The sequence below is a fragment of the Pseudomonas sp. CAN1 genome (genome assembly GCF_030462585.1).
Taxonomy (GTDB): Bacteria; Pseudomonadota; Gammaproteobacteria; order Pseudomonadales; family Pseudomonadaceae; genus Pseudomonas.
Map to the genome: position 1 here is coordinate 280,724 of NZ_JASMRU010000001.1, position 19,665 is coordinate 300,388.

20 protein-coding genes are annotated in these 19,665 nt (G+C 64.1%); 17 read left to right on the top strand and 3 right to left on the bottom strand.

Features of this window, described 5'->3' with window-relative positions; translation table 11 throughout:
- The gene (locus QO207_RS01345) at nucleotides 1–1,008 is read right to left on the bottom strand and encodes a hypothetical protein (protein ID WP_301478962.1); all 1,008 of its coding nucleotides are present in this window, start codon (nucleotides 1,006–1,008) and stop codon (nucleotides 1–3) included.
- A gap of 402 nt (nucleotides 1,009–1,410) precedes the next feature.
- Between QO207_RS01345 and QO207_RS01350 the strand changes: the two genes are divergently transcribed.
- Both QO207_RS01350 and QO207_RS01355 read left to right on the top strand, forming a co-directional pair.
- On the top strand, nucleotides 1,411–2,127 hold the full coding sequence (locus tag QO207_RS01350; protein ID WP_253441900.1) for a carbonic anhydrase: 717 nt from the start codon (nucleotides 1,411–1,413) through the stop codon (nucleotides 2,125–2,127).
- A gap of 227 nt (nucleotides 2,128–2,354) precedes the next feature.
- Nucleotides 2,355–3,890, top strand: a complete 1,536-nt coding sequence (locus QO207_RS01355; protein ID WP_301478963.1) for a SulP family inorganic anion transporter — start codon at nucleotides 2,355–2,357, stop codon at nucleotides 3,888–3,890.
- 3 nt (nucleotides 3,891–3,893) lie between these two features.
- Here the strand turns inward: QO207_RS01355 and QO207_RS01360 are convergent, their stop codons facing one another.
- Nucleotides 3,894–4,538, bottom strand: coding sequence for a hypothetical protein (locus QO207_RS01360; RefSeq protein WP_301478964.1), 645 nt, complete (start codon nucleotides 4,536–4,538; stop codon nucleotides 3,894–3,896).
- A 417-nt stretch (nucleotides 4,539–4,955) separates the two neighbouring features.
- On the opposite strand from QO207_RS01360, the gene coxB reads away from it, so the two are divergent.
- From coxB to QO207_RS01380, 4 genes are all read left to right on the top strand, one after another.
- Nucleotides 4,956–6,080 (top strand): cytochrome c oxidase subunit II, encoded by a 1,125-nt coding sequence (gene coxB, locus QO207_RS01365; RefSeq protein WP_138213357.1) that lies wholly within the window; start codon nucleotides 4,956–4,958, stop codon nucleotides 6,078–6,080.
- A gap of 10 nt (nucleotides 6,081–6,090) precedes the next feature.
- The gene (ctaD, locus tag QO207_RS01370; RefSeq protein WP_301478965.1) at nucleotides 6,091–7,686 is read left to right on the top strand and encodes a cytochrome c oxidase subunit I; all 1,596 of its coding nucleotides are present in this window, start codon (nucleotides 6,091–6,093) and stop codon (nucleotides 7,684–7,686) included.
- A 104-nt stretch (nucleotides 7,687–7,790) separates the two neighbouring features.
- Entirely contained in the window at nucleotides 7,791–8,348 is a 558-nt protein-coding gene (locus tag QO207_RS01375) for a cytochrome c oxidase assembly protein (RefSeq protein WP_301478966.1), read from the top strand.
- 22 nt (nucleotides 8,349–8,370) lie between these two features.
- A complete protein-coding gene (locus tag QO207_RS01380; protein ID WP_138213360.1) occupies nucleotides 8,371–9,258 on the top strand; it encodes a cytochrome c oxidase subunit 3 in 888 nt (295 codons plus the stop codon).
- Between the two features lie 120 nt (nucleotides 9,259–9,378).
- On the opposite strand, the gene QO207_RS01385 is transcribed toward QO207_RS01380, so the two are convergent.
- Entirely contained in the window at nucleotides 9,379–9,588 is a 210-nt protein-coding gene (locus tag QO207_RS01385; RefSeq protein ID WP_015474903.1) for a twin transmembrane helix small protein, read from the bottom strand.
- A 125-nt stretch (nucleotides 9,589–9,713) separates the two neighbouring features.
- Here QO207_RS01385 and QO207_RS01390 point away from each other — a divergent pair, with 125 nt between their 5' ends.
- From QO207_RS01390 to QO207_RS01440, 11 genes are all read left to right on the top strand, one after another.
- Nucleotides 9,714–10,412, top strand: a complete 699-nt coding sequence (locus QO207_RS01390; RefSeq protein ID WP_301479397.1) for an SURF1 family protein — start codon at nucleotides 9,714–9,716, stop codon at nucleotides 10,410–10,412.
- Nucleotides 10,390–10,953, top strand: a complete 564-nt coding sequence (locus tag QO207_RS01395) for a hypothetical protein (RefSeq protein WP_301478967.1) — start codon at nucleotides 10,390–10,392, stop codon at nucleotides 10,951–10,953. The genes QO207_RS01390 and QO207_RS01395 overlap by 23 nt, the downstream gene beginning before the upstream one ends.
- Nucleotides 10,954–11,005: 52 nt before the next feature.
- Complete coding sequence (locus QO207_RS01400) at nucleotides 11,006–12,079, top strand: heme A synthase (protein WP_301478968.1); 1,074 nt, start codon at nucleotides 11,006–11,008, stop codon at nucleotides 12,077–12,079.
- 101 nt (nucleotides 12,080–12,180) lie between these two features.
- Nucleotides 12,181–13,083: a heme o synthase gene (gene cyoE, locus QO207_RS01405; RefSeq protein WP_301478969.1), complete on the top strand. Its 903-nt coding sequence runs from the start codon at nucleotides 12,181–12,183 to the stop codon at nucleotides 13,081–13,083.
- Nucleotides 13,084–13,213: 130 nt separating this feature from the next.
- The gene (locus tag QO207_RS01410; RefSeq protein ID WP_301478970.1) at nucleotides 13,214–13,849 is read left to right on the top strand and encodes an SCO family protein; all 636 of its coding nucleotides are present in this window, start codon (nucleotides 13,214–13,216) and stop codon (nucleotides 13,847–13,849) included.
- A gap of 617 nt (nucleotides 13,850–14,466) precedes the next feature.
- Entirely contained in the window at nucleotides 14,467–15,585 is a 1,119-nt protein-coding gene (locus QO207_RS01415; RefSeq protein ID WP_301478971.1) for a Re/Si-specific NAD(P)(+) transhydrogenase subunit alpha, read from the top strand.
- A 62-nt stretch (nucleotides 15,586–15,647) separates the two neighbouring features.
- Complete coding sequence (locus tag QO207_RS01420) at nucleotides 15,648–15,962, top strand: NAD(P) transhydrogenase subunit alpha (protein ID WP_015474896.1); 315 nt, start codon at nucleotides 15,648–15,650, stop codon at nucleotides 15,960–15,962.
- Between the two features lies 1 nt (nucleotide 15,963).
- Complete coding sequence (locus QO207_RS01425) at nucleotides 15,964–17,400, top strand: NAD(P)(+) transhydrogenase (Re/Si-specific) subunit beta (RefSeq protein WP_081518899.1); 1,437 nt, start codon at nucleotides 15,964–15,966, stop codon at nucleotides 17,398–17,400.
- A 186-nt stretch (nucleotides 17,401–17,586) separates the two neighbouring features.
- Nucleotides 17,587–19,083 carry an acetyl-CoA hydrolase/transferase family protein gene (locus QO207_RS01430; protein WP_301478972.1) on the top strand — a complete coding sequence of 499 codons (1,497 nt, stop codon included), beginning with the start codon at nucleotides 17,587–17,589 and terminating at the stop codon, nucleotides 19,081–19,083.
- A 32-nt stretch (nucleotides 19,084–19,115) separates the two neighbouring features.
- On the top strand, nucleotides 19,116–19,436 hold the full coding sequence (locus QO207_RS01435) for a hypothetical protein (protein WP_301478973.1): 321 nt from the start codon (nucleotides 19,116–19,118) through the stop codon (nucleotides 19,434–19,436).
- Nucleotides 19,437–19,441: 5 nt separating this feature from the next.
- A complete protein-coding gene (locus QO207_RS01440) occupies nucleotides 19,442–19,648 on the top strand; it encodes a DUF1127 domain-containing protein (RefSeq protein WP_015474893.1) in 207 nt (68 codons plus the stop codon).
- The last annotated feature ends 17 nt before the right edge of the window (nucleotides 19,649–19,665 follow it).

The following is a 19,665-nucleotide window of genomic DNA, read 5'->3' on the forward strand; positions in this document are numbered from 1 at the left end:
TCAGCGGTCGGGAGCCACCAGGTCCGCCATCATCTGGGCGAGCTGCAGCGGCGAGGTGAGCAGCCTCTCGATGACCACCAGCACGTTCTTCTCCTCCTTGCTGACCTTGCTGCCAAAGCCGAAGAAGCCGCCGGAGGACTCGGCCACGGCCTTGCCCAGCGCCAGCAGGTCGGTCTTGAAGGCCGCCGCGTCAGCTTCGCTGACCTGCTGCCCCAGCAGCCGGTTGACGTCGACCAGGTACTGCAGGCGGTTGAACCCGGGGTCGGTGAAACGCTGCAGGAACTCCATCAGCACCGCGCGGCCGTTGGGCGTATCCGGGCTGAGCTCGGTCATCACGCGCTGCATCAGCACGCTGGGGTATTTGCCGGATTCCTTGAACAGCTTGCCGAAGGCGGCGGCCTCCTTGGAGTCGATCTCGCCATCGGCGCTGGCGACCATGCAGAAGATCGCGATGGGCGCCTCGCGCAGGTGCTTCCAGTCCTCGCCGGAGAAGCCGGCGAAACCGGTCATGCCGGTGATCTGGTCCTGCTGGTGCTCCTTCCAGATCGCCCGGCCTTCGGCGTTGCCGTCGCGGCCTTCGTAGAAGGCGTCGATCAGCGCTTGCAGCTCATCCTGGGCGATGCCGGTCACGCCCAGCAACTTGGGCTTGAACACGGCGAAGCCCTCCTGGCTGTGGGCATGGCGATAGGGAACGGCCAGTTGCATCTCACGGCGCGGCTCGGCGTAGGAAACAACGTTCAGGATCAGCGCATCGACCTTGCCGACCTCCTTGTGGGTCACGAAGCCGTCGACAATCCACACCGCGCCGATCGCCTGCTGGGTGTTCTCCTGGTACATGCGCTGGCCAGCCTGCATAGCCTCCTCACCAGTTTCCGCCATCAGCACCACCATCTTGAGTCGGCCATCGGGCTCCAGGCAGTGGAACATCGGCATCAGGAGCTCGCCGCCGCTGACCGTTTGTACCGCGCTCGCGGCCGCGTTGCCGGCCATCCTGTAGATGTCTTGCATGGTCACATCCTTGTTCTCGGGGGGACTGGGGAAGGGTCCGGCGTCGTGCGCCACGCTCGTCATCCTGACCAAGCGCCTGGCCCGGTGGTCCGGGTCTGACAGAAATACCGGCGGATAATGTCATATTGCCTTTAGGCAGAACATCGCCTCCATCACACTGGCACTGTGACATTTCATCGCCATGATAGCTGGCCGATATCATCTTGAAATGTCGGCGAAACATCATGCAAAAGCTCATTCCAGAGCGGTTTTTTAATTTTGGTTTAATCTTCTTCGCCTAGGGTTTGAGCACAAAGTGACTTGCCGGTCACGCCAGATTTTTTCCCACGGCTGTGCCTTTTCTCCCCAGGGAGAGCGTCGGCTGACGTGGGAAAATTCTTCGTCATTCTTCGAGGCTGATACATGAACGACAAAACGCACGGTGAGGATCACGCCCACGAAACAGCTGACGAGGCACTGCGCCATATCGTCGAGGGCTTCCGCCAGTTCCGTCATGAGGTCTTCCCGCAGCAGGAAGAACTGTTCAAGAAGCTGGCCCACGCGCAGAACCCGCGCGCCATGTTCATTACCTGTGCCGACTCGCGCATCGTCCCCGAACTGATCACCCAGAGCTCGCCGGGCGACCTGTTCGTCACCCGCAACGTCGGCAACGTGGTGCCGCCGTACGGCCAGATGAACGGCGGCGTCTCCACCGCCATCGAGTTCGCGGTGATGGCCCTGGGCGTGCAGCACATCATCGTCTGCGGCCACTCCGACTGCGGCGCGATGAAAGCGGTGCTGAATCCGCAGAGCCTGGAAAGCATGCCGACGGTGAAGGTGTGGCTACGCCACGCTGAAGTCGCCCGCACCGTGGTCGCTCAGACCTGCGGCTGCGCCACCCAGGAACACCTGGGGATTCTCACCGAAGAGAACGTCGTGGCCCAGCTGGATCACCTGAAGACTCACCCTTCCGTGGCCGCGCGCCTGGCTTCCGGCCAGCTGTTCATCCATGGCTGGGTGTATGACATCGAGACCAGCGCCATCAAGGCCTATGACGCCCAGGAAGGTCGTTTCCGCCCCCTCGACGGCGAAGGCCCAACGCCCAGCGCCACTCCGCGTCCGCGCTACTCGCCCCAGTAGTTCTCAACTGCGGTAGCTCTTCACCGCGGTAGCTCTCAACCACAGTAAGTCCGGGGCGCGGCGGCCCGCCAGAACAAACGCCGCGCCCCACTCCTGACTCGATCCCTGCCTGAGGCGCACGCCCCCACCGCGTTCGCCATCCCTCTTAATTGCGCGTGTCGATGCGGTCGAGACCGGCGTCGTGGGCTTTCGCGCGCCCGAAAAATGCCTTGAAGGAGAACAGCGCCATGTCGGCCTCCCACTCTGTTCCATGCGGATTTTCCCAGCTGCGCCAGGTGCTGCCACGCGATCTGCTCGCGTCAGTCGTAGTCTTTCTCGTCGCCCTGCCGCTGTGCATGGGTATCGCCATCGCCTCGGGCATGCCGCCGGCCAAGGGCCTGCTGACCGGCATCGTTGGTGGCCTGGTGGTCGGCTTTCTTGCCGGCTCGCCGTTGCAGGTTAGTGGCCCGGCGGCGGGCCTCGCGGTGCTGGTTTTCGAACTGGTGCGCACCCACGGTATGGCCATGCTCGGGCCGATCCTGCTGCTGGCCGGCACGCTGCAATTACTCGCGGGCAGGCTGCGCCTGGGCTGCTGGTTCCGCGTCACCTCGCCCGCCGTGGTCTACGGCATGCTCGCGGGCATCGGCATTCTTATCGTGCTGTCGCAGGTCCACGTGATGCTGGACCTCAAGCCGCAGGCGTCCGGCCTGGATAACCTGCTGGCCTTCCCGGCGGCGCTGCTGTCGGAGACCAGCGGTTTCGATGCGGCGCTACTCGGCCTGGCCACCATGGCCTGCATGGCGTTGTGGGATCGCTTCAAGCCCGGCCGGCTGCGCATGCTGCCCGGAGCGCTGATCGGCGTGAGCCTCGCGACGCTGGCGAGCATCATGCTGCAGCTCGATGTGCTGCGGGTAAGCGTGCCGGAGAACCTCGGCGACGCCATCGACTGGGTCCGCCCGAGCGACCTCGCCGCGCTGCTCGACCCGACGCTGTTGCTGGCCGCCGTGGTAGTGGCCTTCATCGCCAGCGCGGAAACTTTGCTCTCGGCCGCCGCCGTGGACCGCATGCACAGCGGCCCGCGCTCGGACATGGACCGCGAGCTGAGCGCCCAGGGCGTGGGCAACATGCTCTGCGGGCTGCTCGGCGCGCTGCCGATGACCGGGGTGATCGTGCGCAGCTCGGCCAACGTGCAGGCCGGCGCGCGCAGCCGCGCCTCGGCAATCTTCCACGGGTTGTGGCTGCTGGCGTTCGTCATGCTGCTGGGTGGGCTGCTGCGGCAGATCCCCATTGCCAGCCTGGCCGGCGTGCTGGTCTACACCGGGATCAAGCTGGTGGACCTGAAGGCGCTGCGTTCGCTGGGCCGCTACGGACGCATGCCGGTATTCGTGCACGCGGCGACCGCACTGGCCATCGTCGCCACCGACCTGCTGACCGGTGTGCTGCTGGGCTTTGCGCTGACGGTATTGAAGCTGGTGTTCAAGGCTGCACGGCTGAAGATCAACCTGCGCTACGACGACAAGGGCAAAGGTGCCGAGTTGCGGCTGGTTGGAGCGGCGACCTTCCTCAAAGTGCCGGCGCTGGCCCAGGCGCTGCAATCGGTGAAGCCCGGCACGCACCTGCGCGTCCCGCTGCAGCACCTGAGCTACATCGACCATGCGTGCATGGAGTTGCTCGAAGACTGGGGCCGCACCGCCGCAGCCAGCGACTGCCGCCTGTCCATCGAGGGCAATGGCCTGCGCCGGCGGCTGGAGGGGCGGGTGCGCGCGCTGCAGGGCGCGAGCTGAGGGTCAGTCGCGGCCCAGCTCCAGCTCCACCCCGAACTGCCGCGACAGGCACGGCCACTGCTGCCAAGCCATGACCACCTGCGGGTCGTTGAGGCTGGCGCGGTAGCTGACGGCGGACTCGGAACTAAAGGTGCTGTCGTCGAGCATGCCGTTGACCGCGTGGTGCACCGCTTCATCCAGCTGGTTGGCGAAGGGTTCGCCGATCAGCTGGTGCGCCACCAGGTTGGCCACCGTGGTGTCCAGCGGGATCAGCGGCTGGTTGAAGTGGGCGATGTAGCGGTCGTTCACCTCTTCCACCAGGCGATGGGCGAGGTAGGCCTCGTCCAGCAGCGCGTCGAGTCCGTCGTGGCCGTCGAGCAGCACCGGCGGGGTGAGGAAGAACTGTTCGGCGAGCTTGAGCACCGGCTTGATGCGGTCCTCGATGCCGGCAGCGCGGGCCACCGCGTGGGCGGCGTCGAGGAAGTCGGGCACCTGTTCGATATAGGCGTGGACGAAGCGCGTCAGCGTGCCGCTGGGGTCCTCTCCCGTCAGGGCGATGCTCTTGTGCAGGCTTTGCAGTTGGCTCTGGATCAGGCGGGCAAGGTGGCCGTGGCGGGACTCGAGCAGATGGGCATTACGGATCAGCTCACGCAGTGCAGCGGTGTTCATGACAGCTCCAAGACAACGGGTTTGGAAAGTGAAGAAAGACCTTAGCCGCACCCCGGCCGTAGCTAAGACGCGATTGTCATATTCATGAACTGTTTATGCCGACACGGCATATCAGACGGCCAGCATGGTACTCCAAAGCCGCGCCGTCCGTGGCTTTGAGATCGCAGTTCGGTCTTTCAAACACAGTTTTTACTCTGCGTTGTTATGTCGCAACCCGTGGCTATACTCCGCTTCGACACACCGAAAACCTGATGGACCCGGCCTGCCCTGCGTGCTGCCGAGGTACGACGTCAAAGTAAGTTGTCTTGGCGGTCACTCCCTTGGCCGTTGGCTTGTTCAGGCTCGATCCCTCTGGAATGGGGATCGCAGCCAGGGCGCTATGCCGGCGGGATAAAAACAACGATAAGGGGAACCCGAATGCTGCGACATCCACGAGTCTGGATGGGCTTCCTTTTGCTCTTGGCTTTCAGTCAGGCAAACGCCGCCTGGACGGTCAACATGACCCCCGGTGCGACAGAAGTCAGCCGTAACGTTTTCGATCTTCACATGACGATCTTCTGGATCTGCGTGGTCATCGGCATCGTCGTCTTTGGCGCGATGTTCTGGTCGATGATCGTCCACCGCCGGTCCACCGGGCAGCAGCCCGCGCATTTCCACGAGAGCACCACGGTGGAAATCCTCTGGACCGTCATTCCCTTCCTGATCCTGGTGGTGATGGCCGTCCCGGCCACCAAGACGCTGATCCACATGTACGACACCTCGGAGCCCGAGCTGGACGTGCAGGTCACCGGCTACCAGTGGAAGTGGCAGTACAAGTACCTGGGCCAGGACGTGGAGTTCTTCTCCAACCTCGCCACGCCCCAGGACCAGATCCACAACAAGGCCGACAAGGACGAGCACTACCTGCTCGAGGTGGACAACCCGCTGGTGCTGCCGGCCGGGGTCAAGGTGCGTTTCCTGGTCACCTCCAGCGACGTGATCCACTCCTGGTGGGTACCGGCCTTCGCGGTCAAGCGCGACGCCATTCCCGGCTTCGTCAACGAAGCCTGGACCAAGGTCGACCAGCCCGGCGTCTACCGCGGCCAGTGCGCCGAGCTGTGCGGCAAGGACCACGGCTTCATGCCCATCGTGGTGGACGTGAAGTCCAAGCCTGACTTCGACAAGTGGCTGGCCGAGCGCAAGGAGGAGGCGGTCAAGCTCAAGGAGCTGACCAGCAAGGAATGGACGAAGGAAGAGCTGGTCGCCCGCGGCGACAAGGTCTACCACACCATCTGCGCCGCCTGTCACCAGCCTGAAGGCCAGGGCATGCCGCCGATGTTCCCGGCGCTCAAGGGTTCGAAGATCGTCACCGGGCCCAAGGAGCACCACCTGGAGACCGTGTTCAACGGCGTCCAGGGCACGGCCATGGCGGCCTTCGGCAAGCAACTCTCGGAAGTCGACATCGCCGCGGTGATCACTTACGAGCGCAATGCCTGGGGCAACAACGACGGCGACATGGTGACCCCGCAAGAAGTGGTCGCCTACAAGCAGAAACAACAATAAGGAGGCCGCGATGAGTACAGTGATCGATCACCCCGACCATTCTCACGCCGGCGACCACCACCACGGCCCCGCCAAGGGCCTGATGCGCTGGGTATTGACCACCAACCACAAGGACATCGGCACGCTGTACCTGTGGTTCAGCTTCTGCGCCTTCCTGCTGGGCGGCTCCTTCGCCATGGTGATCCGCGCCGAACTGTTCCAGCCGGGCCTGCAGATCGTCGAGCCGGCGTTCTTCAACCAGATGACCACCATGCACGGCCTGGTGATGGTCTTCGGTGCGGTGATGCCGGCCTTCGTCGGCCTGGCCAACTGGATGGTGCCGCTGATGATCGGCGCGCCGGACATGGCCCTGCCACGCATGAACAACTTCAGCTTCTGGCTGCTGCCGGCGGCCTTCGGCCTGCTGGTGAGCACCCTGTTCATGCCCGGCGGCGGCCCGAACTTCGGCTGGACCTTCTATGCGCCGCTCTCCACCACCTTCGCGCCGCACAGCGTGACCTTCTTCATCTTCGCCATCCACCTGATGGGCATGAGTTCGATCATGGGCGCGATCAACGTGATCGCCACCATCCTCAACCTGCGCGCCCCGGGCATGACGCTGATGAAGATGCCGCTGTTCGTCTGGACCTGGCTGATCACCGCCTTCCTGCTGATCGCGGTGATGCCGGTGCTGGCGGGTTGCGTGACGATGATGCTGATGGACATCCACTTCGGCACCAGCTTCTTCAGCGCGGCCGGCGGCGGCGACCCGGTGCTGTTCCAGCACGTGTTCTGGTTCTTCGGCCACCCCGAGGTGTACATCATGATCCTGCCGGCGTTCGGCGCCGTCAGCTCGATCATCCCGGCCTTCAGCCGCAAGCCGCTGTTCGGCTACACCTCGATGGTCTACGCCACCGCCTCGATCGCCTTCCTGTCCTTCGTCGTGTGGGCGCACCACATGTTCGTGGTGGGCATCCCGCTGGTGGGTGAGCTGTTCTTCATGTACGCGACCATGCTGATCGCCGTGCCCACCGGGGTGAAGGTGTTCAACTGGGCGTCGACCATGTGGCAAGGCTCGCTGACCTTCGAGACGCCGATGCTGTTCGCCGTGGCCTTCGTCATCCTGTTCACCATCGGCGGCTTCTCCGGGCTGATGCTGGCCATCGCCCCGGCGGACTTCCAGTACCAGGACACCTACTTCGTGGTGGCGCACTTCCACTACGTGCTGGTGCCCGGCGCGATCTTCGGCATCTTCGCCTCGGCCTACTACTGGCTGCCGAAGTGGACCGGCCACATGTACGACGAGACCCTGGGCAAGCTGCACTTCTGGATGAGTTTCATCGGCATGAACATGGCGTTCTTCCCGATGCACTTCGTCGGGCTTGCCGGCATGCCGCGGCGGATTCCGGACTACAACCTGCAGTTCGCCGACTTCAACATGATCTCGTCCATTGGCGCCTTCATGTTCGGCACCACCCAGCTGCTGTTCCTGTTCATCGTCATCAAGTGCATCCGCGGCGGCCCGCCGGCCCCGGCCAAGCCGTGGGATGGCGCGGAAGGCCTGGAGTGGACGATTCCCTCGCCGGCGCCGTACCACACCTTCAGCACCCCGCCCGAGGTGAAGTAAGGGCTTACCTGTAGGAGCGAGCTTGCTCGCGAACGCTTTTTCCCGAGGCTCCGGCGTCAGGCAGTTCGCGAGCAAGCTCGCTCCTACAAGGGAGGATTCGAACCATGAGCGACGGCAACATCGAAACGCGCAAGCTGGTGACCCGGCTGGTCATAGCCGTGGTCGCCATGTTCGCCTTCGGCTTTGCCCTGGTGCCGCTGTACGACGTGATGTGCAAGGCACTGGGCATCAACGGCAAGACCTCCGGCAGCGCCTATCAGGGCGACAGCCAGGTGGTCGATCAGTCGCGCGAGGTGAAGATCCAGTTCGTCGCCAACAACAACATCGACATGGTCTGGGAATTCCACCCCGAGGCCGAGCAGCTGGTGGTGCATCCCGGCGCGGTGAACCAGATGCTGTTCGTCGCCTACAACCCCACCGACAAGCCGATGACTGCCCAGGCGATCCCGAGCATCGCGCCGTCGGTGGCGGCCACCTACTTCCACAAGACCGAATGCTTCTGCTTCACCCAGCAGGTCCTGCAGCCGGGCGAGCGCATCGAAATGCCGGTGCGCTTCATCGTCGACCGCGACCTGCCCAAGGATGTGCGTCACCTGACGCTTGCTTACACGCTGTTCGACATCACTGCCCGCAAGCCACCCGTGGCCAGTAACGAGCGCTGAAGGGCAAAGGAGAACAAGAGAGATGGCAACCCACGATCCCTATTACGTCCCCGCGCAGAGCAAGTGGCCGATCATCGCCACCATCGGCATGCTGGTGACGATGTTTGGCGTCGGCACCTGGATGAACGACATGAGCGCCGGCAAGGAGCACTCCCACGGCCCGTGGATCTTCTTCGCCGGCGGGCTGATCCTGGCGTACATGCTGTTCGGCTGGTTCGGCAACGTCATCAAGGAAAGCCGCGGCGGGCTCTACAGCCCGCAGATGGACCGCTCGTTCCGCTGGGGCATGAGCTGGTTCATCTTCTCCGAAGTGATGTTCTTCGCCGCCTTCTTCGGCGCGCTGTTCTACGTGCGCCACTTCGTCAACCCGTGGCTGGGCGGCGAAGGTCACCACGGTATCTCGCACATGCTCTGGCCGCAGTTCGAAACCGGCTGGCCACAGCTGAACAACCCGGACAACAAACTGTTCCCGCCGCCCAAGGAAGTGATCGATCCGTGGAAGCTGCCGCTGATCAACACCCTGCTGCTGGTCACCTCCAGCTTCACCGTGACCTTCGCCCACCACGCACTGAAGAAGAACCATCGCGGCCCGCTGAAGATGTGGCTGGCGGCGACCGTCGCGCTGGGTGCCTGCTTCATCGTGCTGCAGGCCTACGAGTACCACGAGGCCTATAGCGAGCTGGGCCTGACCCTGGGCTCGGGCATCTACGGCGCGACCTTCTTCATGCTCACCGGCTTCCACGGCGCCCACGTGACCATCGGCGCGATCATGCTGAGCATCATGCTGATCCGCATCATCCGCGGGCACTTCGACGCCGACAAACACTTCGGCTTCGAGGCAGCCAGCTGGTACTGGCACTTCGTCGACGTGGTGTGGATCGGGTTGTTCATCTTCGTTTACGTGCTTTGAGGGCGCACACCCTGTAGGAGCGAGCTTGCTCGCGAACCGCCTGAAGCCATTGCGTCAGGGATAAAGATTCGCGAGCAAGAACTAGGCGTCCCCCTCGCTCCTACGAAGAGCAGTACGGAACTAGAAATGCCAGGGGGCAGAGCTGCCGAGTTGGCCGCTGAAGAAGCCCCAGGCAATGAGAGCGACGGTCAGGGCGGTGAGGGTGACACGCACGGTCAGCGCGTTGACCACCCGCGAACCATGGCCCTCGTCCTTGACCAGAAAGAACAGGCCACTGAACAGACTGACGACGGTCGCCAGCAACAACAGAACGATCGCAGCTTTGAGCACTACCGGCCTCCTGTCCGCAGGGGACTGGGGTTGAGGGGGATGTCTTGCAGTATAGCCAGCACGCATCTGAGCACGGTTCTGATCCAGAGCGGCAAGGTCGCGCCACGTGCGCCTTCCGGCCCGGTATCGCGCCGACCCTGGTGGTCCTCGCACTGCTGCCTGTGCTGATCGGCCTGGGCTTCTGGCAACTGTCGCGCGCCGCCGAAAAACGCACCCTCCTCGCCGCCGCCGAAGTGCAACGCCAGCAGGATCCGATCAGCATCGCCGAGCTCGAACGCCAGCCGCCGCGCAGCTACGTTCGTGTGCGCCTGCAAGGCCAGCTCGACGCCGAACACACCGCCCTGCTCGACAACCGCACCCGCAACGGCCAGGCCGGCGTCGAGGTGCTGCAACCCTTCTTCGACCGCATCGGCCACCAGTGGCTGCTGGTCAACCGCGGCTGGGTGCCCTGGCCCGACCGCCGCGTACCGCCGAAGGTCGACACCCCCAGCCACGACCTGTTGCTGGACGCCTGGACCTACGTCCCGCCAGCCGCCGACCAGAGCGCCCCGCTTGCCAGTTGGCCACGCCTGCTCACCCAAGTGGATGCCCCATTCCTGTGGGACCAGCTCGGCCGCGAAGGCAGCTCGCTGGAAATCCGCCTGGAGCCGGGCGACGCCGCATTCGACACCGACTGGCCGATCGTCGCCATGCCCCCGGAGCGCCACGTCGGCTATGCCGTGCAGTGGTTCGCCCTGGCCATCGCACTCTCCGCTCTCTACCTCTACCTCGGCATCCGTCGCGCACGGGAGACCCTTGACCATGACCGCCATGACCCTGCCTGACTCTACCGCCCGCCGCCGCGGCCGCGTGCAACTGCTGCTGATCCTTGGCTTTGTGCTGGGGCCGATGCTGCTCGCCACCGCCATGTACAAGCTGCAGTTCTGGGTGCCGGAAGGCCGCAGCTACCATGGCGACCTGATCGCCACCGGGCAGACCCCGGCCGACCTCGGCGTGCAGGACGACAAGGCCAGCGACCAGTGGCAACTGCTGGTCACCGCGCCGGAAATCTGCAGCAGCGACTGCCAGCAACTGGTCTACCTGGCGCGCCAGATCAACATCGGCCTGGGCCGCGAAGCCAGCCGCGCCGACCATGCGCTGGCCTTCGCCAAGCCGCTGCCGGCCGAGTTCACCGGCCTGCTCGACAAGGACTACCCGCGCCTGCAGCGCCTGGGCCTGACACCCAACCAGCACACCGGCGCGCAGCCGCAACTGTGGATCGTCGACCCCCACGGCAACCTGGTACTGCGCTACGACGCCAAGGCCAACGGCAAGCTGATCCTGAAAGACCTGCAGCTGCTGCTGAAGCTGTCGAACATCGGTTGAGTCGGTTGCGCCATCGCCAGCCCCACGACAACAACAAGATCGGGAGCGACGCATGATCCAGGCAAGACGCAAACCCGCCTTCTACCTCGCCGTGCTGGCCACGGCGCTGGCCTTCGTGGTCATCCTGCTGGGCGCCTACACCCGGCTGACCCATGCCGGCCTCGGCTGCCCGGACTGGCCCGGCTGCTACGGCTTCGTCCACGTGCCACTGAACGAGGCGCAACTGGCCCACGCCGAGATGCATTTCCCCGACTCGCCGGTGGAGGCGCAGAAGGGCTGGAACGAGATGATCCACCGCTACTTCGCCGGCAGCCTCGGCCTGCTGATCCTCGGGCTGGCGGTGCACGCACTGGTGCGTCGCGGCCGTGACGGCCAGCCGACGCGCCTGCCGCTGGTGCTGCTCGCGGTGGTGATTGCCCAGGCGGCGTTCGGCATGTGGACGGTCACCCTCAAGCTCTGGCCGCAAGTGGTCACCGCGCACCTTCTCGGCGGCTTCACCACACTGTCGCTGCTGTTCCTGCTCAGCCTGCGCCTGTCCGGCGCCTTCGCCCCGCTGCAACTGCCGTCGAAGCTGCGCGCGCTGGCGGCCCTGGCCCTGCTCATGGTGATCGGGCAGATCGCCCTCGGCGGCTGGGTCAGCAGCAACTACGCGGCGGTGGCCTGCATCGACCTGCCGATGTGCCACGGCGAGTGGTGGCCGAACATGGACTTCGCCAACGGCTTCCACCTCACCCAGCACATCGGTCCGAATTACCTGGGCGGCCAGCTCGACAGCGACGCCCGCACGGCCATCCACATGACCCACCGCATGGGCGCGCTGTGCGTCACCGCGGTGATCCTGCTGCTGGCCTGGAATCTCCAGCGCCACGGCCTGATCGGCATTACCGCGCTGATGCTGCTGGGGCTGTCCTTCCAGATCGGCCTGGGCATCAGCAACGTGCTGCTGCACCTGCCGCTGCCGGTGGCGGTGGCGCACAACGGCGGCGGCGCGTTCCTGCTGCTGATGCTGGTGCTGGTGAACTACCGGGTGCGCGCACCCGCGGCGAAACGCGTCGAGCTGCCCGCCAGCAGCCCGATCACCCTGGACGCCCTGGAGCGCCCGGTGGCCTATCCATCCCAGGGATGAGCTCGCAGGGATGAGATTGCAGGCTCGAGATTGAACAGTTGATCACGATGGCCGGCGCCGCGGCGCGCCGGTCCCCCTAAAAGAAGTCAGGAGAAATGCCCATGGCCAGCGTCATCAGCACTTCCAGCCAAGCCAGCTGGCGCGACCTGCTCGAACTGACCAAGCCCAAGGTGGTCCTGCTCATGCTGATCACCTCGCTGATCGGCATGCTGCTCGCCACCAAGGCCGGCGTGCCCTGGCAGGTGCTGGTCTTCGGCAACCTCGGCATCGGCCTGTGCGCCGGCGGCGCGGCGGCGGTGAACCACGTGGTGGACCGGCGCATCGACTCGATCATGGCGCGTACCCACAAGCGCCCGCTGGCCGAAGGGCGCGTCTCGCCGCCCATCGCGCTGGGCTTCGCCATGCTGCTGTCGGTAGCCGGGATGGCGGTGCTGCTGGTGTTCACCAATGAGCTGACGGCCTGGCTGACTCTGGCTTCGCTGCTGGGCTACGCGGCGCTCTACACCGGCTTCCTCAAGCGCGCCACGCCGCAGAACATCGTCATCGGCGGTCTTGCCGGCGCCGCCCCGCCGCTGCTGGGCTGGGTCGCAGTGACCGGGCAGATTTCCGCCGAACCGCTGCTGCTGGTGCTGATCATCTTTGCCTGGACACCGCCGCACTTCTGGGCGCTGTGCCTGCACCKCAAGGACGAATACGCCAAGGCCGACATCCCGATGCTGCCGGTGACCCATGGCGAGCACTACACCAAGCTGCACATCCTGCTTTACACCCTGGTGCTGTTCGCCGTGACGCTGATGCCCTTCGCCATCCACATGGCCGGGCTGGTCTACCTGTTCGCCGCGCTGGCGCTGGGCGCGCGCTTCCTCGACTGGGCCTGGGCGCTCTACTGCGGCAGCCGACCCCATGCGGCGATCAAGACCTTCAAGTACTCTATCGCCTACCTGTTCCTGCTGTTCATCGCGCTGCTGGTGGACCACTATCTGCCACTGCACCTGAACTACTGAGTGTTTGCCAACCGGCTCGCTCCCCCCTGTAGGAGCGAGCTTGCTCGCGAACATCACCGCTCCCCTGCCGGTCATGGGCACGGTGCGAACAGCAGCCTCAAGCCCAGACGTCCCGACCCACGAGAACCCCATGTCCCGAGTCAACAAGACCGTCTTCATCCTCGTCGCCATCGTCGCCCTGATCCTCGGCCTCACCGTCCAGAAGGTGCTCAACCAGCGCCACCAGCTCGATCCGACCGTGCTGCTCGACGCCGGCATCGTGATCCTGCCGCAGACCCGCAGCGTCCCCGACCTCACCTTCACCGACCAGGACGGCCAGCCGTTCCAGACCGCCAGCCTGAAGGACAAGTGGTCCCTGCTGTTCTTCGGCTACACCTTCTGCCCGGACGTCTGCCCCACCACCCTGGCGCAACTGCGCGAGCTGCAGACCAAGCTGCCGCCGGAAGTGGCGAAGAACCTGCAGGTGGTGTTCGTCAGCGTCGACCCGCACCGCGATACCGCGCCGCGCATCAAGGAATACCTCGGCTTCTTCAATGCCGGCTTCAAGGGCATCACCGGCTCGGAAGAGAATGTGCAGAAGCTGGCCAACGCCATGAGCATCCCCTACATCCCGGCGGACACCAGCAAGCCCAACTACACCGTCGACCACAGCGGCAACCTGGTCATCATCGGCCCGGACAACACCCAGCACGGCTTCATCCGCGCCCCGCTGCACAACGACAAGCTGGTCGCCCAGTTGCCCGGCGTGGTCGGCGCGAACAACTGATCCCCCGCGACACCCTGTCTCACCCCCAGCGGCCACCCGATAGAGGTGGCCGTTGTTTTTTCTGCGCCATTCGTCACGCCAGCGGACAAATCCCGACTTTCTGCTAAACCTCATTGCAAGGCTCTGGCGCGTTGTAACACGCGGCCCTGAGGCGTCCTGTCGCTTTTCCTGACCCCGTAGTCAATGTAAAAAATCTGCTACAGAAAATCAGGCATCAGGAATGACTCATACTCCATATTAGAAACATTAATTAACACCTATGCCTGAGCCTGTTGCAGGATTACCGGGCCTTTCGGTGGGCATGGGGAGCCTCTGATGGGTGGTCATTCACGGCGAGGATGACATTTCCGTCCGGTCACAATAGGCAATTAGGCTAAACGCCAGGGCCCACGCGGCCTCGGTGGCGACCGGAAAACTGCGGGTCCAAACGTGACTTGTAGTTATCGCTTCGTACCACTCCAGAACTTCTTGATGCCCTCCAGGTTCGATTGCACAATGCCGCGGCCACCGGGTCACAGCCCGGTCACACAACAAGAATTAGACCGTTGCCAGTTCGATAACCCGGGTCGCCGACGTAGTAGCCCGGACAATCCCAGGATCACGCAGGAGATTTGCGAGTGCAGATCGGTGTACCCCTCGAGACCCAAGCCGGTGAGACGCGGGTCGCAGCAACGCCGGAGACGGTCAAGAAACTGATCGGGCAGGGCCATCAGGTCGTCATTCAGAGCGGTGCGGGCGTCAGCGCCAGCCAGCCGGATGCCGCCTATGAAGCCGTTGGCGCGAAAATCGGCAGCGCTGCCGATGCCTACGGTTCGGAGCTTGTGCTGAAAGTCATCGCACCCAGCGATAGCGAGTTGGCGCAGATGAAGCCGGGCACCGTACTGATCGGCATGCTCAACCCGTTCAACAACGAGAACATCGCCCGCATGGCCGAACGCGGCGTCACCGCTTTCGCCCTCGAGGCCGCGCCGCGTACTTCCCGCGCGCAGAGCCTGGACGTGCTCTCCTCCCAGGCCAACATCGCCGGCTACAAGGCTGTGTTGCTCGCTGCCCACCACTATCCGCGCTTCATGCCGATGCTGATGACCGCCGCCGGGACCGTTAAGGCCGCCCGCGTGCTGATCCTCGGCGCTGGCGTTGCCGGCCTGCAGGCCATCGCCACGGCCAAGCGCCTGGGTGCGGTGATCGAGGCATCGGACGTACGCCCGGCGGTGAAAGAGCAGATCGAGTCCCTCGGCGCCAAGTTCGTCGACGTGCCCTACGAGACCGACGAAGAGCGCGAGTGCGCCGAAGGCGTTGGCGGTTACGCCCGCCCGATGCCGGCCTCGTGGATGGAGCGCCAGGCGAAGGCCGTGCACGAGCGCGCCAAGCAGTCGGACATCGTCATCACCACCGCACTGATTCCGGGCCGCAAGGCGCCGACCCTGCTGCATGAGGCGACCGTCGCCGAAATGAAGCCGGGCTCGGTGGTCATCGACCTCGCGGCATCCCAGGGCGGCAACTGCCCGCTGACCGAGGCCGACCAGGTCGTGGTCAAGCACGGCGTAACCATCGTCGGCCTGAGCAACCTGGCCGCGCTGGTGCCGGCGGATGCTTCCGCACTCTACGCACGCAACCTGCTCGACTTCCTCAAGCTCACCCTGACCGCCGAAGGCTTCACGGTGAACATGGAAGACGACATCGTCGCCGCGTGCCTGATGTGCCGTGATGGCCAGATCGTGCGCAAGAACGGCTGAAGCCCTTCTTATATAAGAACGCGCCGGACCCCGCGTCCGGCCCTGAAGACCGGTGAGAAACTATGGAAGACATGCTGATCTCCCACGGCATCTACAACCTGATCATCTTCGTGCTGGCGATCTACGTCGGCTACCACGTGGTCTGGAACGTCACCCCTGCCCTGCACACCCCGCTGATGGCAGTGACCAACGCCATCTCGGCCATCGTGATCGTCGGCGCCATGCTGGCCGCCGCCCTGACCGTCACCCCGCTGGGCAAGGCCATGGGCACCCTGGCCGTGGCCCTGGCTGCAGTGAATGTGTTCGGTGGCTTCCTGGTCACCCGCCGCATGCTGGAAATGTTCAAGAAGAAAGCGCCGAAGGCGGAGAAGCACTGACATGAGCATGAACCTCGTCACCCTCCTCTACCTCATCGCCTCGGTCTGCTTCATCCAGGCGCTGAAAGGCCTGTCGCACCCGACCACGTCGCGCCGCGGCAACCTGTTCGGCATGATCGGCATGGCCATCGCCGCGCTGACCACCGTGGCCCTGGTGTTCAAGATCAGCAGCGAGATCGCCACCACCGGCATCGTCTACGTGATCATCGGCCTGCTGGTCGGCGGCACCGCCGGCTCGATCATGGCCAAGCGCGTCGAGATGACCAAGATGCCGGAACTGGTCGCCTTCATGCACAGCATGATCGGCCTGGCCGCCGTGTTCATCGCCATCGCCGCCGTGGTCGAGCCGCAATCGCTGGGCATCGTGCAGAACCTGGGCGATACCATTCCGACCGGTAACCGCCTGGAGCTGTTCCTCGGCGCAGCCATCGGCGCTATCACCTTCTCCGGTTCGGTGATCGCCTTCGGCAAGCTGTCGGGCAAGTACAAGTTCCGCCTGTTCCAGGGCGCCCCGGTGCAGTTCACTGGCCAGCACATGCTCAACCTGGTGCTGGGCCTGACCACCCTGGGCCTGGGCCTGCTGTTCATGTTCACCGGTAACCTGACCGCCTTCGTGGTGATGCTGGCCCTGGCCTTCATCCTCGGCGTGCTGATCATCATCCCGATCGGCGGCGCGGACATGCCAGTAGTCGTGTCGATGCTGAACTCCTACTCCGGCTGGGCCGCGGCAGGTATCGGCTTCTCGCTGAACAACTCGATGCTGATCATCGCCGGCTCGCTGGTGGGCTCCTCGGGCGCGATCCTCTCCTACATCATGTGCAAGGCGATGAACCGCTCGTTCTTCAACGTCATCCTCGGTGGCTTCGGCGCCGAAGCGGACGCTGGCGGCCCGGCTGGTGCGAAAGAGGCCCGCCCGGTGAAATCCGGTTCGGCCGACGACGCTTCCTTCCTGCTGACCAACGCCGACAGCGTGATCATCGTTCCCGGCTACGGCCTGGCGGTGGCCCGTGCCCAGCACGCGCTGATGGAACTGGCCGAGAAGCTGACCCATCGCGGAGTCAACGTGAAGTTCGCCATCCACCCGGTTGCCGGCCGCATGCCGGGCCACATGAACGTCCTGCTGGCCGAGGCCGAAGTGCCTTACGAGCAGGTGTTCGAGATGGAAGACATCAACTCCGAGTTCGGCCAGACCGACGTGGTGCTGGTACTGGGCGCCAACGACGTGGTGAACCCGGCCGCGAAGAACGATCCGAAGTCGCCGATCGCCGGCATGCCGATCCTCGAGGCTTACAAAGCCAAGACCGTGATCGTCAACAAGCGCTCGATGGCCAGCGGCTACGCCGGCCTGGACAACGAACTGTTCTACCTGGACAAGACCATGATGGTCTTCGGCGACGCCAAGAAAGTCATCGAAGACATGGTCAAGGCCGTCGAATAAGACGACCGTCGATCCACAAGACACCGGCCTCGCGCCGGTGTCTTGCTTTCCGGCAATGGGAAAAGTGCTGGACATTGGTAGTAAGAAGGCCCCGGCCGGGCGATTTTTCGACCTTGGTATAAGAGCCAAAAATCGCCGAGTCCCTAGACTGGCCGCCTTGCACTTCCTACTGCCCGAGGTTTTCCCATGTTCCGTGATCGCGTGCGTATGTCCTCCCTGTTGGACAAGGTGATGACTGCCGACCAGGCCGCGGCCCTTATCAAGGACGGCATGACCGTCGGCATGAGCGGTTTCACCCGCGCCGGCGAAGCCAAAGCCGTACCCAAGGCCCTCGCCGAGCGCGCCAAGCAGGAGCCGCTGCGCATCAGCCTGATGACCGGCGCCAGCCTGGGCAACGACCTCGACAAGCAGCTCACCGAAGCCGGCGTGCTGGCCCGACGCATGCCCTTCCAGGTCGACAGCACCCTGCGCAAGGCGATCAACGCCGGCGAGGTGATGTTCATCGACCAGCACCTCTCCGAGACCGTCGAGCAACTGCGCAACCACCAGCTCAAGCTGCCGGACATCGCCGTCATCGAAGCCGTCGCCATCACCGAGGAAGGCCACATCGTGCCGACTACCTCGGTGGGCAACTCGGCCAGCTTCGCGATCTTCGCCAAGCAGGTGATCGTCGAGATCAACGTCGCGCACCACTCCAACCTGGAAGGCCTGCACGACATCTACATCCCGACCTACCGTCCGACCCGCACGCCGATCCCGCTGACCAAGGTCGACGACCGCATCGGCAGCACCGCCATCCCGATCCCGGCGGAAAAGATCGTCGCCATCGTCGTCAACGACCAGGCGGACTCGCCGTCCACCGTGCTGCCGCCGGACGACGAGACCCAGGGCATCGCCAACCACCTGATCGACTTCTTCAAGCGTGAAGTGGACGCCGGCCGCATGAGCAACAGCCTCGGCCCGCTGCAGGCCGGCATCGGCAGCATCGCCAACGCGGTGATGTGCGGCCTGATCGAGTCGCCCTTCGAGAACCTGACCATGTACTCCGAAGTGCTGCAGGACTCGACCTTCGACCTGATCGACGCCGGCAAGCTGCGCTTCGCCTCGGGCAGCTCCATTACCCTGTCGGCACGCCGCAACTCCGATGTGTTCGGCAACCTGGAGCGCTACAAGGACAAGCTGGTACTGCGCCCGCAGGAGATCTCCAACCACCCCGAAGTGGTCCGTCGCTTAGGGATAATCGGTATCAACACCGCGCTGGAATTCGACATCTACGGCAACGTGAACTCCACCCACGTGGGCGGCACCAGGATGATGAATGGCATCGGCGGCTCGGGTGACTTCGCCCGCAACGCGCACCTGGCCATCTTCGTCACCAAGTCCATCGCCAAGGGCGGCAACATCTCCAGCGTGGTGCCGATGGTCAGCCACGTCGACCACACCGAGCACGACGTGGACATCCTCGTCACCGAAGTCGGCCTGGCCGACCTGCGTGGCCTGGCGCCGCGCGAGCGCGCCCGGGCGATCATCGACAACTGTGTGCACCCGTCCTACCGCGACGCCCTGAACAGTTACTTCGATGCCGCCTGCGAGCGCGGCGGGCATACCCCGCACATACTGCGCGAGGCCCTGGAGTGGCATATCAATCTGGAAGAACGCGGCCACATGCTGGCGGCGAGCTGATTCCAGACGCTTTGCGGGTCATTCAGCAATGAATGGCCCGCAAGGGTTTACAGCCGGAAAAAAACCACGTAAAAACACTCCTGAACAGATTTTTATCCCGCACCAACTGTTCAGCTTCCCCCGCCGCCACCCTGGCCGGCACCTGCAAAAAGCCTCATACGCCCACCAATTGCGCACCAGAATGGAGCGCAACGGTACAGTTCGCCCCGAAAAAGACCATTACAGTTCAAAATTACAATCGGCTGACCAGCCACAATACAGTTGAACTGTACCTGTCATCTCTGACTGAAAAGTCAGATCATATGCTCAATCCATTCAGCAACTTGACTACTCGCCACAAGCGAGAAGGATGACCACCATGGAACGTACCCTCGGTTCCGCAGCCCTCAGCACCACCCGTAGCACCTCCAGCGCCCATCGTGGCCTCGTCGGCACCGTTCGCCTGTGGCAGCGCCGCATGGAAAGCCGCCGTCAGCTGGCCCGCCTGGACTCCCGCCTGCTGGCCGACGCCGGTATCAGCGAAGCCCAGCGTTACGCCGAACTGAACAAGCCGTTCTGGCGCTGATTCAACAGTACAACTGA

What these genes read in the sequence shown, in the direction of transcription:
- QO207_RS01410 (WP_301478970.1), top strand. Translation starts at nt 13,214, where the DNA reads ATGTCCCGAGTCAACAAGACCGTCTTCATCCTCGTCGCCATCGTCGCC.
- QO207_RS01395 (WP_301478967.1), top strand. Translation starts at nt 10,390, where the DNA reads ATGACCGCCATGACCCTGCCTGACTCTACCGCCCGCCGCCGCGGCCGC.
- QO207_RS01375 (WP_301478966.1), top strand. Translation starts at nt 7,791, where the DNA reads ATGAGCGACGGCAACATCGAAACGCGCAAGCTGGTGACCCGGCTGGTC.
- QO207_RS01425 (WP_081518899.1), top strand. Translation starts at nt 15,964, where the DNA reads ATGAGCATGAACCTCGTCACCCTCCTCTACCTCATCGCCTCGGTCTGC.
- QO207_RS01435 (WP_301478973.1), top strand. Translation starts at nt 19,116, where the DNA reads ATGGCCCGCAAGGGTTTACAGCCGGAAAAAAACCACGTAAAAACACTC.
- QO207_RS01350 (WP_253441900.1), top strand. Translation starts at nt 1,411, where the DNA reads ATGAACGACAAAACGCACGGTGAGGATCACGCCCACGAAACAGCTGAC.
- QO207_RS01430 (WP_301478972.1), top strand. Translation starts at nt 17,587, where the DNA reads ATGTTCCGTGATCGCGTGCGTATGTCCTCCCTGTTGGACAAGGTGATG.
- QO207_RS01360 (WP_301478964.1), bottom strand. Translation starts at nt 4,538, where the DNA reads ATGAACACCGCTGCACTGCGTGAGCTGATCCGTAATGCCCATCTGCTC.
- QO207_RS01380 (WP_138213360.1), top strand. Translation starts at nt 8,371, where the DNA reads ATGGCAACCCACGATCCCTATTACGTCCCCGCGCAGAGCAAGTGGCCG.
- QO207_RS01355 (WP_301478963.1), top strand. Translation starts at nt 2,355, where the DNA reads ATGTCGGCCTCCCACTCTGTTCCATGCGGATTTTCCCAGCTGCGCCAG.
- ctaD (WP_301478965.1), top strand. Translation starts at nt 6,091, where the DNA reads ATGAGTACAGTGATCGATCACCCCGACCATTCTCACGCCGGCGACCAC.
- QO207_RS01345 (WP_301478962.1), bottom strand. Translation starts at nt 1,008, where the DNA reads ATGCAAGACATCTACAGGATGGCCGGCAACGCGGCCGCGAGCGCGGTA.
- QO207_RS01400 (WP_301478968.1), top strand. Translation starts at nt 11,006, where the DNA reads ATGATCCAGGCAAGACGCAAACCCGCCTTCTACCTCGCCGTGCTGGCC.
- QO207_RS01440 (WP_015474893.1), top strand. Translation starts at nt 19,442, where the DNA reads ATGGAACGTACCCTCGGTTCCGCAGCCCTCAGCACCACCCGTAGCACC.
- coxB (WP_138213357.1), top strand. Translation starts at nt 4,956, where the DNA reads ATGCTGCGACATCCACGAGTCTGGATGGGCTTCCTTTTGCTCTTGGCT.
- QO207_RS01420 (WP_015474896.1), top strand. Translation starts at nt 15,648, where the DNA reads ATGGAAGACATGCTGATCTCCCACGGCATCTACAACCTGATCATCTTC.